Annotated in this window: 9 protein-coding genes; 1 reads left to right on the top strand and 8 read right to left on the bottom strand. The window is 69.1% G+C overall.

The window, feature by feature from the left end:
• Positions 1 to 555, top strand: a 555-nt coding sequence (locus VIM26_RS21325; RefSeq protein ID WP_331955006.1) for a GNAT family N-acetyltransferase, incomplete at its 5' end; no start/stop codon positions are given.
• 594 nt (positions 556 to 1149) lie between these two features.
• Here the strand turns inward: VIM26_RS21325 and istB are convergent.
• From istB to VIM26_RS21285, 8 genes are all read right to left on the bottom strand, one after another.
• Positions 1150 to 1965, bottom strand: coding sequence for an IS21-like element helper ATPase IstB (gene istB / locus VIM26_RS21320; RefSeq protein ID WP_331955004.1), 816 nt, complete (start codon positions 1963 to 1965; stop codon positions 1150 to 1152).
• Complete coding sequence (gene istA, locus VIM26_RS21315; RefSeq protein ID WP_414696539.1) at positions 1962 to 3512, bottom strand: IS21 family transposase; 1551 nt, start codon at positions 3510 to 3512, stop codon at positions 1962 to 1964. The genes istB and istA overlap by 4 nt, the downstream gene beginning before the upstream one ends.
• 273 nt (positions 3513 to 3785) lie before the next feature.
• A complete protein-coding gene (locus tag VIM26_RS21310; RefSeq protein ID WP_331955002.1) occupies positions 3786 to 4301 on the bottom strand; it encodes a GNAT family N-acetyltransferase in 516 nt (171 codons plus the stop codon).
• A 162-nt stretch (positions 4302 to 4463) separates the two neighbouring features.
• A complete protein-coding gene (locus VIM26_RS21305; protein ID WP_331955000.1) occupies positions 4464 to 6611 on the bottom strand; it encodes a DEAD/DEAH box helicase in 2148 nt (715 codons plus the stop codon).
• 639 nt (positions 6612 to 7250) lie between these two features.
• A complete protein-coding gene (locus VIM26_RS21300) occupies positions 7251 to 8165 on the bottom strand; it encodes an Ig-like domain-containing protein (protein WP_331954998.1) in 915 nt (304 codons plus the stop codon).
• A 23-nt stretch (positions 8166 to 8188) separates the two neighbouring features.
• A complete protein-coding gene (locus tag VIM26_RS21295; RefSeq protein WP_331954996.1) occupies positions 8189 to 9400 on the bottom strand; it encodes an ice-binding family protein in 1212 nt (403 codons plus the stop codon).
• 824 nt (positions 9401 to 10224) lie between these two features.
• Positions 10225 to 11232: a TDT family transporter gene (locus tag VIM26_RS21290; RefSeq protein WP_331954994.1), complete on the bottom strand. Its 1008-nt coding sequence runs from the start codon at positions 11230 to 11232 to the stop codon at positions 10225 to 10227.
• Between the two features lie 194 nt (positions 11233 to 11426).
• Positions 11427 to 12332: a 2-dehydropantoate 2-reductase gene (locus VIM26_RS21285; protein ID WP_331954992.1), complete on the bottom strand. Its 906-nt coding sequence runs from the start codon at positions 12330 to 12332 to the stop codon at positions 11427 to 11429.
• Positions 12333 to 12342 lie beyond the last annotated feature (10 nt).

Below are 12342 nucleotides of genomic sequence, written 5' to 3'. Positions count from 1 at the left end.
GGCGTGGGCTCCGGTGCTGATCGGTTGTGTGAGAACTCCATCCTCACCGCGCAGACCACGCCCGCACCTCAACCCACCCGGCGTGTCACGCCACAAACCCCCAGATCACAGCCCTACCCGTCGACTTTGACGAGCCCCTGGCCGCCGCATCGGCAGATTAGTCCCGAGGGCCGACCGACCGTGGAGGACATCGCCTCGCGGATACGCACGGAGCACGAGGAGTCGGGGCCAGGAATTCTGGCGGTGGAGCGGAAGGGCACGGCCGACGTCATCGGGTATTGCGGGCTGATCTTTCATGGGAACGGATTGCCCGACGAGCCTGAGTTGGCCTACGAGCTGCTGCGTGCGGCGCACGGGCGTGGTTACGCCACTGAGGCCGGTCGGGCTGTTGTCACATGGGTGAGCGAGGCGGGCTACCGGCAGTTGTGGGCAGGGGTCCGGGACTGGAATGCCGCGTCGCGACGGGTCCTGGAGAAACTCGGGTTCCACGAAACGGGCCAGGTGGAGCCCGACGCCCTATACGGCGACAGCCTGCTGACCGTACGAGAGTTTTGAAGGTCACGTCCCGCGGCCGTTCGTCTGTCGGTCTCCGACACCGGGCCCCGGGCGCGTAGTCGCCCGACGCGCGTTGACGACAGTGGAGAGCGGCTCGGGCGTCAGTCCGGCTCGCGTCGCAGTCTCGTCTCCGCTTGGTCGACGCGAGCTTCGCGCGCTCCCCGACGGTCCGTGCGTCGTCCAGTGCAGTGCACCGCTGGCGATGACGGAGCACGAGCGCCTTGGCGAGTGGTTCGCCGACCATCCCGACGCCATCTCCGTGTCTACGCGAGGCTGACGCCGACGCTCGATTTCTTGGGCTGCTACCCGCGCCTCAGCGGATTCCTGCTCGACTGTGCGTACAGCAAACTCACCGACGCCTCGGGACTGAGATTTCACTGCGGCGCCTGTCGATCGACGTCCGACTCCCCGGCCGCGACGACCTCGACACCCTGCACCGTCTGCACCAGCACCGAAGTCTCCAGCTCGGGCACTTGTCAAGGGCCATGGGGATCTGCCCAGAGGCGGTCTTGAAACCTGCCCGGTGACGGTCACGAAAACTGCCCGGTGATGGCCATGGGATCTGCCCATTGCTGACCATCACCGGCCAGGTCGTCAGCTCAACGGACTCACCCCCTGGCCGGCGAGTGCCTGGGCCTGGCGGACGCTCTCGCCGCTGGTCTGGCAGACGTGGGCGTGGTGCAGGAGACGATCGACGGTCGCTGTTGCCAGGGTCTTGGGCATGAGCTCGTCAAAGGCGGCCGGGTGGAGGTTGGAGGAGATCGCCACGGACCGTTTCTCGTAGGCGGCGTCGACGAGCCGGTAGAGACCCTCGGCTGCGTCCTGGGAGACCGGCAGCAGCCCGATGTCGTCGCAGACCACGAGGTCGGCGCGCAGGACCCGGGCGATGGCTTTCGTCACGGAGTCGTCCGCGCGGTGGCGGCGCAGCAGCGTGCCGAGGTCCTCCAGGGTGAACCACGCGACGCGTAGTCCTTGCTCGACGGCTTGCTGGCCGAGGGCCTCGAGCAGGAACGTCTTGCCTGTCCCGGACGGCCCGCAGACCACGAGGTTCTCTCGGCGGTGGACCCATTCCAGGGTGCGGAGCGCTTGCTGGGTCGGGGCGGGGATGGACGACGCTTCGGGTTGCCAGGCGTCGAACGTCTTGCCGGTCGGGAACCCCGCGGTGGCTCGGCGGGTCGCCAGCGCCGAGCGTCCGCGCCCGCCGGCTTCCTCGGTGAGCAGGGCGCGTAGCACCTCGACGGGTTCCCAGCGTTGGGCCTTCGCGGTCGCGATCACCTCGGGGGCGTGACGGCGGATGTGCGGCATCCGCAGCTTGTGCAGCAACGCCTGGACGTCGTCGGGCAGCGGCGGCGCGAGGGGGACCCCGGCGACCGGTACGGACGAGTCTCGGGCCCGGGTCGGGGCCGTCACGGTGCGGCCTCGAACAGGTCAGGCTCGGTGAACGGGCCGAACGCCGAGGAGCCCAGTGCGGCCCAGCCGATGGTGCCCTGGGCCAGGGAACGGTCCTCGCCTGCCTGGTTGACGGGCCCGGCCGCGACGATCGCGTGGTGGTGGTCCAGGATCGAGGACAGGTCCGCCTCGGCGAACCGGGCGTGGACCGCGGCGTGTCCCAGCGCCCAGTCGACGTCCGCCCGGGGGAACAGCTTCGCGAGCTCGACGGCTTGGGCCATCTTCACGCGAATCTTCGTCGTGCCGGCCGCGGCGGCCTCAGCCAACCACGCCCTCGCGCCGTCACCGAGGGACAAGAACGCCGCCTCGGCCACGTTCCGGGCCAGTGGCACCCGGCCGAGTGCTCCCGCAGGTGGGGGCGGGAAATGGGCGTCGATCATCTGCGGGCTGCCCGGGGTCGCGCGGGCGTGGCGGGCGACCTCGAGGGGGCCGGTGGGCCCGACGTGGACGATGACGACCTGCTCGTCGGCGCCGCGCCCGTGCACCCGTACCCACACCGTCGCCCCGAGCAGCAGGTGCGGCACGGAGTACTGCCCGGAGTCGAACGTGACCATCGGCATCTTCGCCGGGACCGTGCGCGTGACCCCGAACGCGACCGTGTGCGGGTCGGCCGGGACCGGGTGCAGGCGGACTCGTTCCTCGGCGAGCATCACGTCCGGAGCCCGCCGAGTGACGCGGTGCTCACGAGCGTTGACCATCGCGCAGAACTCCTCGCACGCCACCTCAAGGTCCGCGAACGACGCGTACGCCTCGAGCAGGTTCGTGTCCTTGGGGACCAGGTCCGCCTTGGCGACCTTTACCGACGACTCCGACCCGCCCTTGGAGGCCGGGTCCACCGGCTGGCACGTAAAGATCGTCACGGAGTAGTGGCGGGCGAACGCGACCATCGCCGGGTTGCGCACCGCCATCCCCGCGACGTGCTCGACCGTGACCGTCTTCTCGTTATCGGTCAGGACATACGTCGGCGCGCCCCCGATCCGGCGCATCGTCACGTCCAACGCGGCCATCACCGACGGCGACGTCTTGTCCCTGATCGCCAGCACGACCCGGAACCTCGACCACGCCAACCACGCGACGAACAACGTCGTGCGGACCCCATCGATCATCGGCCCGTCGCCGAAGTCGTACTGGATCCACATCCCCGGCTCAGTGACCCACGGACGGTGCACCCGCACCCGCCCGACCCGATAGTTCGTCTTCACGACCGCGACCGCTCGGCGCGTGGTGCGCTCGGACCCGGTGAAGCCCAACGCGACGAGCTTGCCGTGGGCCACGTCCGCGCGGACCTTGCCCTTGGACCGCTCGACCCACTCCTCAACCTTCGCCAAGTGAACGTCAATCAGCTGCGGGCGCGGCGCGGAACGATCCGAGAGCCCGCCCGCGTCCCGGGCCGCGACATACCTGGCCACGGTGTGGTGCGAGACCCCCGCCAACTCCCCGGCGTCCCTCATCGATCCGGTCAAGTCGAATGCTTCTAACAGGTTCATGATCCCCTCGGCAGACTTCACGGTGTCCCTCCTGGGGGCGAACGGCGCATCAGCACCGCCAACCGCACCCCAGGAGGGGCCCCAACCGCGGGAAGCGGCGAGGCAAACGACGTCGTGTCGGGCAGATCTCATGACCGCCAGCGGGCAACTTTCATGTCCGCCACCGGGCAGCTATTTGGCCGTCTCCGGGAAGTTTCTCGTGTCCGCTGTCAGGCACTGGACGACGTCGCGCCGCTCGGCCTCTTGGCGCATCTCGAGGCACTGCACCAGGACGCACCCGCTTGCGTCGCAACGTCAGCGCGCCGCGCCCGACGCTCCGGAAGACCGGATCATCCGGAGCTCACGCACGCCATCCTCGATCTTGCTCGTTCCATCCGGCACGAAATCATGCTTGCGGTAGAACGCCTGAGCGCGAGGATTCGGGTCCGCAACCCAGAGCACTGACGAACCCCGTGCATCCAGCACCGCTGCGAGGAGCGCCGACCCGGCCCCTGAGCCATGAACTGCCGAGTACGTGTAGAGCACGTAGAGCTGGGTCGTCCACATGGTGTCGTCACCGGAGGAAGGACCGGCCAGCGCTATGCCGACCATTTCGTCGTCCTGTTCAGCCACCGCGATGCCGCCATGGAATCGGTCGTCGGTCAGAACGGCAGTCCAGAAGCGCTCACGCCTCTCGATGAACCCGGGATCATCGAGGACCTCGTCTCGCATCAAGCCTCGATAGGTCTCACGCCACGTCTCCACATGGACACGCGCCAGCGCCGACACGTCGAACAGGTCAGGACTCCGCACGACGATCCGTGTACTCATCCGGCGATCCTAGGAGAAGCCCAACCCCTGGAACGTTTGCCTGACACCGGTCGAACCGCAGTCCCTCGACCGGCGCGTGGTCATGCCGCAGCGGTCACTCAGTACCGTTTCGGCCCGGCGCATGGGCGGCCGTACGTGGTGAGATCAGGGTCGTCTGGTGGATCAGGCGACGCCCTCGGCGGCGAGCGCGTCGGTGAGCAGCCCGACCAGCGCTTCGAGCTGCACAGTCGTGGACGAGGAGACGTCCTCGTCCGACGCTCCGTCCAGCGCCCGGGCGGCCAGTCCCGACTTGCTGTCGATCAACTTGGCGATCTTGGAGTCGATGGTTTGCGCGGCGATGATCCGCCACGCGGTGACGGGCTCGGCCTGGCCGATCCGGTGGATCCGGTCGATGGCCTGAGTCTGCTCGGCGTCGGTCCAGGACAGTTCGGCCAGGACCAGGTTGGAGGCGACCTGAAGGTTCAGCCCCACGCCCGCGGCCATAAGGGAGCACACCACGATCGACACGTCAGGGTCGTTCACGAACGCGGCGATGTTCTTCTCACGCACCTTGGGCGTCTGGTCGCCTCGGATCGAGGCGTAGCGGATGCCGCGGTCGGCGAACGTCTGCTCGGCCTGGTCCATCACGTCGACGTGCTTGGCGAAGAACACCACCTTGCCGACGTTGCGGGCGAGCTGCGCGGCGTAGTCGGCGGCCGGCCCGGCCTTGGCCTGCCCGATCCGGCGGACCATCGTGAACACGTTCTCGCCACCGGTCTGCGAGCTCGAATCCTTGAGCTCCGCCGCCGCCACCCGGCGAGCGAGCTCGTGGTCGATCCCGTCCACGACGGCGCTACCGGTACGCATCTGCACGGCGGCCCGGTAGCGCCCGAGCAGGCCGCGGGCGAGCGCGGCCTCGGCGGCGCGGATCGAGCGGCCGACCGCGCCGTCGAGCTCGACCGGCAGGTCCGCGACCCGGCGGGCGGGGATGTCGGCGACGACGTCGACCTTGCGGCGACGCACGATGCCCATGTTGATCACGCTGGCCCGCGCTGCGGCGTAGAACCCCGGGTCGGCCGGGGTGAGCCCGGTCTTCTCGAGGGCGGTCTGCAGCGCGCCGAGCGGCTTGCTGTCGTCGATCCAGCCGAGGAACTGCCAGATCGCTCGGAAGTCCTCGATGTCGTTGATCAGTGGGGTGCCGGTGAGCGCCATCAGCAGCGGCCGGGCGGCGCGGGCGCGGATCCGCTCGGAGAGGGCAAGGATGTGCTGGGAGCGCTGGGAGGTCTTGTTCTTGATGAAGTGCGCCTCGTCGACGACCATGCCGCGGAAGCCGAAGTCGCCGAGCCAGCCGACGTGCCGGTCCAGGAGTTCGTAGTTCACGATCACGATGTCCGCGAACCCGTCGACCCGGTCACCGTCGCCATGGATCACCGTGGACCTGCGCGACGGCGTCCACAGCCGGACCTCGTGCGCCCAGTTCGTCTTCACCACGTTGGGCACCACGACCAGCAGCGGGTAGGCGTCGGCCGCTCGGGCGGCGAGCAGGGCCTGGGCGGTCTTGCCGAGCCCGGGCTCGTCGGCCAGCAGGAACGTGCGGTGGCCGCCGGCCGTAGCCGCGACGACCTGGGCCTGGTGCGGCATCAGCTCGCGGCCGGCGGAAGCGGACACCGAGCGGGCCTCGGGCAGCGGCATGCAGGCGGGTGCGCCCGATGCGGCCTGCTCGAATGACCTGAAGAGCGGTTCGAGCAGCTCCCAGCCAGCCAGCTGGCGGGCCCGCGGAGCGATCCGCTCGGCCGCGGCCGCGAAGTCCGGAGCCAGGAACGGGTTCGCGAGCTGGCGCGAGACCACCGACCGCGGCACTACCTGACTCTCGGCGCCGGGCACCGGCGCGGCCGGCGCGGCGGGCGCAGGCTCCTCGGGTGGCTCCAGCCCGCCGGCGCGCATCACGGTCGCCTTGAACGCGCGCGCCGCGTCGGAGACCCGGGAATCCTCGGCGAGCAACTCGAGCAACGAGGTGTCCCGGGCAGCGGTCCTGGCCAGTAGCGTCGCCACGCCGTCGAGCCGCTTGAGCTGCTTGGCGCGAACCGACTCGGTCGGGCCGCGGTCGGCCATCATCCGGGCCCGCTCCTCTCGCACGAGCAGTGCCACGACCTGGAACTTCGTGCGCACCGCCGGGCGCGTCGGGGGTCGCTGCACAGCGCTGTCGACCTCGCGGGCGACCTCGGCGAGCACCGGGATGATCCCTTGCTCGGCGGGACGCGGGGCGCGGCGCCGCTGATCGCCTAGATCAGTGCGCGCACCACCGGACCGGCGTTGGCGTGGTCGTGCCACAGTTCCTCCTTCTCGCACATCCGCACCGCGACTGCGGCGCAGCGTGCCGTGCCGCGTCTACCCGGGACCGGTCGGGCGTCGGACCCACGCTCCGTGTCGCAGGCACCCCGAGCGCCAAGATCGGGCGCCAAATCACCGCGCAGCGCCCCCGCCTGCGCCCCCGCTGATCCGTGCTCACGGCGATGGTGACGGCCGCCGGACGTCTCGGTGAACCACCGCGTGGGCACGGTCGTGGCCCTGCTCGATCGCCGAAGAACCTAGAGCGTCGTGCCGGACACCGCGACCAAATCTGGCCGGACACCGATCGCGCGTGACGTCTTGAGTCGTGCCGCTGGCCGCCGCAGGGGCATACCGCTCGCACGGTCGTGCCGCTTTTGAAGTATAGGGCCGGGCCAGGCGGATGCTCGACCATTACGGCCATCACCCTGACGTTCGCGCGCGACGCGGTAGGGATCTTGGCGCACGTCGCCCGGACCCGAGCCGAGCCGAGCCGAGAAACCATTGCCACACTCAGCGCCCTCATTCCCCTCAGCGGCACCGGCGCGAGCTCGGATGACGCGATGAGGTCACATCATCCGAGCTCGTGGGCCGTGGAGGCACTCGCTGAGCGGCGGACCGCTACGAGATCTTGCCGACCCGCTACGTGCGGCTCAGCGCGAGCCCGTCGATCTGGACGGTCCGCCCGCTGCTCAGCACCTTCACTGTGACAGTGCCCGTGCGGTAGGAGAACAGCGGCATCGTGAAAAGCACCTGCCGCTGCGTCGTGGTCGCGGCGAGGTCGATCTTGCCGACACGCGCGGTCCCGACGTACACACCGACCGTCCCGCAGGTGGGGCATCTGGTCGCCAGCAGGGTCAGCCGGCTCACCTGGGCCCCGGAAAGGGTCAGGCTCGCTCCGGCCTTGGTGCTGCTGGTGAGCGTGGAGGCGTAGAACCGGCTGTCGAGGGACCTCGTCCAGCCGGCCGACGCGGTGAGCGCCCGGTCGTCGGTGGGCCGCGTGACGCAGCGCGCCGGTGACCACGGTCCGGTCTGGTTCGCGAGGTTGTGGGCTCGCACCGAATAGCAGTACGTGCCGCCGACGGCGAGCGTCTGCGACACGACGCTCGTATCCGCTCGCCCGGTCCAGGCCGCAGCTGTCCGCCAGTCGGTGAACGCCGTCGTGGGTGTCGCGGACTGGACTCGGAGGTCGAACGTGGTCACCGCGGGTGCCGCGATGGGACGCGTCCAGGACAACGTGACCTGCGCCGCCATCGTGGTCGTCGGCAACGCGTTGAGGGTCGAGATGGGCGGCGTCGCGGCGGTGCCGATCTGCAGGCTCTGGGTCATGGTGCCGACGTTCCCAGCCGCGTCGGTGATCGAGGCGAGCACGGGGTACGCGCCCGCCGCGAGGGTCTGGGCGCTCACGCCCCAGGTGCCACCGGGCTGCACGGTCGCGGTGAGAAACTGGCCACCCACGCTGACGTGCACGAGGGTGCCCGCCTTCTCGGCCGTGGTGCCGTAGGTCCACGGCGAGGTGTCCGACGTCGACCGGGCCGCGCCGCCGTCGATCGTCAAGACCGGCACCGTCACATCGACGGTCAGAACCTGGCTGCCCGTGCCGGTGTTGCCGGCAGCGTCGGTGACCGACGCCACCACGCCGTGCGACGTCTCGGACAGTGCGCCGAATCGACGGTCCAGGCGCCACCCGCATCGGCCGTGGTGGCCAGCGTCTGGCCACCCACGCTCACGGCCACAGTCGGCGTTCCCACCTCGTCGGTCGTGCCTGAGATGGTCGGGGTGGTGTCGTTCGTGGCCGCGTCCGCACCGCCCGTGATGGTGACGGCGGGTGCCGAGGTGTCCAAAGTGAGGACCTGGGTCGCGGTGCCCGTGTTCTGGGACGGGTCGGTGACCGATGCGACCACGTCGTGCGTCCCGGCGTCCAGGGCGTTCGCGCTCATCGTCCAGGCGCCGTCGGCAGCCCTCGCGGTCAGCACCTGGGACCCGATCGTGACGGTCACCAGGGGAGTTCCGGGCTCGTCTGTCGTGCCTGAGATCGGTGGCGTCCCGTCGTTGGTCGACGCCGTGGGCCCACCGTTGATGGCGACAACCGGTGCGACCAGGTCGTCGATCGGCTGGGTGATCGGGCTGTCGGCCAGGCCCACGGTGCTCGGGGTCAGGGCGCGGCCCTTGAGCGACGCGGCCTCTCCGAAGGCGACCGTGCTTGCCCCGAGCAACGTCCCGAACCACTTGGCGCCGGCGCCGAGCGAGACGGCGCCGACGACCTGCCAGTAGACGTTGTGCGCGAGGGCGCCGTGGGCCAGGACGATCTTCGTGGCTGCTGCGGAGCTCAGCGCGGCACCGACCTGGAAGACGAAGAGCGCGTTCGGGTCGCCGCCGGCGTCGAGGGTGATCGTGCCTGTGTTCGTGACGGCCGCCGCGGCGGTGTACAGGCCCGGGGTAAAGGTCGTGCCTGCCAGGTCACCGGCGAAGGCGGTGCCGCCAGTCTGGGCCGCCACTGCGTCGTACGCCGCCTGCCGGTCCCCCTGTGCCGTCTCGACGGCAGGATCGGCGATGTGCGTGGTGCCGGTCACAGTGCCCGGGGGAAACCCGGCGAGCGTGCCGCTGACACCGAGATCGAGCGCAAGCACGGTGCCGGCGCCGGTGTTCCCAATGCTGGGCCCGGCGAGCACCGAGAATCCCGCGGCGGTACCGAGGTTCACGGGCGCGGCCGGCCGGGGCACGGCCGCACTCGCGGAGGACACTCCCCCGAAGAGGCCAAGGACCAGCAGCACACATGCTCCGGGGGCCACCCGAGCCATTCTCGAGCTTGTGCGGGTCTTGCGGAACGACCGGGCTCGACTCATCAGGTGGCCCCTTCAGTTGACCGTCACGCTGTGACGGCACGCCAGCACGACGCCGTACGACCCCGATGAGCGCGTACAGCACCAAGTGCAAGAACCCACAGCGAGCATCTGGCAACCGCAACGTAGCGACGCAAGCCGACCTGGGCATCAAGTTCGAGAAGTGAAACACTTTGGCGAATGGAATTCACCCGGCATACGGCCGCGAAAGACACGAACCAGAACAGTTTGGCCTTTTTAACACAAATCAGCATCGGCCGAACAAACCGCTCTCCCGGCTGTTTACCAGAGGATATGGACCGGACTCGGCACCATCCTCACTGACTCCTCATTGCATGAGGAAATCATTGAGGCGGTCTGCGATGTCGATGGCGATCAATAATCAACAGACGTGTGAAAACAATAGAAATCACGTTTGGCGAACGAGGCAGACTGTCATGGGCGATCCGGAAACGAAGAACGGGACGAGAGCTTGTGCTCTCGTCCCGTTCCCTTCGGTGGGGCTAAGGGAACTCGAACCCCTGACCCCCTGAATCCAGAGGAGTCGTCATCCACCGCTCGAGAAATCTTGACGACTCTCGAAGTCTTTGCCGCCTGACCTGGGCGAATGCCTGAGCGAGATGAACGATGAATTGCAATGGTATCGGCGTTTTTCGAACGTGTTGGAACCGCTTCGGGGCGTCTCGCGACACCGAAGTGCCCAATACTTGCCCACTCCCCTGCTGGTGGCCTGCTGGTCGCCGTCATGCACGTCAAAGCCGGAAGTCAGGTCGTCACGGTTCGGTCGCCGCTCCATCATTGGCCTTGCGACGGCGCGACTTGCGTACGTAGTCCGTCACCGTGACTCCGGCCAACGTCACGATGAAAGCGGTGGCGACACCTGCGAGCGACCACGACCACGCCGGAGCGAACGGGAACCGTTCGGCGTTGATCCAACGGATGACGAGGTTGCTCGAGGCCACCACCGGGAAGGTGAAGGCCCAGAAGCTCGTGGTGAACGACAGCCGCCGGTATTCGGCGACGAACAGCACCTGGACGAACACCATCATGAACAGGATGCCGAGCAGGACGTACTCGACGTCGTCCACCCGTCCGCCCGTCAGCAGGAGCCAGGCGATTCCGGCGGTCGCGGGCGGTGCGACCAGCACGGCGAGAGACGGCTTGAGGGCGTCTGGCAGCGGCGTGCCGGTGAACAGGCGAGTGAAGATGAGCGTGCCGATGGTGAGCCAGAAGAACACGCCGATGCCGAACGCGGCCTCGCCTGCCTGGTGCCAGCCACTGAGGGTCAGTCCGATGCTTGCGATGAAGGCGCCGGCGACGGCCGGAAGAAGGTAGCCGGGGTGCACCACGGCGACGGGGAGGTTACCCAGCAGCCAGTGCGCGAGCAGTTGCGCCGCCAGGACGGCGAGCACGACGACGAAGACCAGGACTGCGCCGCGCGCGATGCCCGGGAAGTACCCCACGTAGTGCGCGGCGATCAAGACTCCGATCACCGGGACATAGGCGATGAACGGTCCGTAGACGCCATGTTTGCGGTCCGCGGTGAAGCCGGACCGGCGGATACCGCCGGAGATGTACGCGACAGTGAGCGCGAGCCAGATCGCGGTGCTGATGCCGAAGAAGACCTCGGCCGGCCAGGCGGGCGCCGCCACGGTGCCGCTCAGGGCTTGCCAGACACCACCGAGGCCAGCGAAACCGAGCGGAATCGCGAACATGCTCAGGATGGCCGCGCCGCTCTCGGTCTGCGCAGCGATGCCTGAGGACGTTGCCTTGTCACCCACGTCGGAGCGATCCGTCGCGAACGACGGCGGTGGCACGGTTCCTATAGGGTAATCCGTCAACTCAGTCATCATCTGCCTCAAATCGGTGCGGGAAGTTTGGTGACGCGTACCGAGGCGGGTGCCGGACGGTGCAGGGGCGATGGCAGCACCCGAGGAAGGATCGGGAAATCCATCGGCCCGGGATTGATCGACGCTCAGGAGCCGAGCGCGCCGGCGCGCAGCTGGACGAGGGTGAGGTCGAGGGTCGGCACCGGTACCGCGAGCGCCCGGGCGCGGGCTGCGTAGTCGCCGAGGAGGTGCTCGGTCTCGTTGGGGTTGCCGGCGACGACGTCGCGGTAGAGCGAGGACGTGAACGCCGATCCCGGTTGGGTCAGCAGGCCCACCGACTGCTCGTGCGCGGTCCGCCCGACCGGGTGCCCGGCGGCAGCGGCCACCCGTTCGGTCTCCTCGATGGCCGCGCGGACCTGGGGTTCCCCACCCGCGGCGACGATGTTTCCGACGGTGTTGCGGAACAGGCAGGTCACGACCCCAGCGGCCACGATGAACGCCCACTTCTCCCAGAGGGCGCCGAGGACGTCGTCGGACACGATGAGCTCGAATCCGGGGACGTCCAGCGCGTCGAGGACTGGCGCCAGGAGAGGCACGCTCGAGGCGTCGAGGGCCCCGACAGTCATCGTCGCGAGCGGGTGCAGCTGCACCACTTGCCCGTCTCGGAGGGTGGCGACGATGCGGACCAGCCCGCCGAGCACGCGGTCGCCGTACCGCTCGCGCAGCTGGTCGACGTGCGCGAGCCCGTTGAGGAACGGGATCACGACGGTGCCCTCGCCGACGGCAGGTGCGATGTCGTCCAGGACCGCCGGGAGACCGCCGGACTTGACCGCGACGATCACGACGTCGAACGGGCCCGCCAGCTCGGCGGCGGTGACCGCGCGGACCGGGAAGGTCCGAGTCCCGTCGGGCGCCACGAAGGTGAGGCCGTGCGCGCGCAGGTGGGCGGCCCGTTCGGGACGAACCAGGTAGGTCACGTCCCGGCCGCACTCCTGGAGTCTGGCCCCGAAGGCTCCGCCGGTGGCGCCGGCTCCGACGATGAGGATGCGCATGGCTGGACTC

The sequence above is a fragment of the Pengzhenrongella sp. genome, from assembly GCF_036565025.1.
In the GTDB taxonomy this organism is placed as follows: Bacteria; Actinomycetota; Actinomycetes; order Actinomycetales; family Cellulomonadaceae; genus Pengzhenrongella.
The sequence above is the reverse complement of the archived record's forward strand: the minus strand, read 5'-3'. Positions and strand labels throughout refer to the sequence as shown.

Excerpts from the sequence above, each read along its gene's own strand:
- VIM26_RS21285 (WP_331954992.1), bottom strand. The coding sequence starts at position 12,332 with ATGCGCATCCTCATCGTCGGAGCCGGCGCCACCGGCGGAGCCTTCGGG.
- VIM26_RS21310 (WP_331955002.1), bottom strand. The coding sequence starts at position 4,301 with ATGAGTACACGGATCGTCGTGCGGAGTCCTGACCTGTTCGACGTGTCG.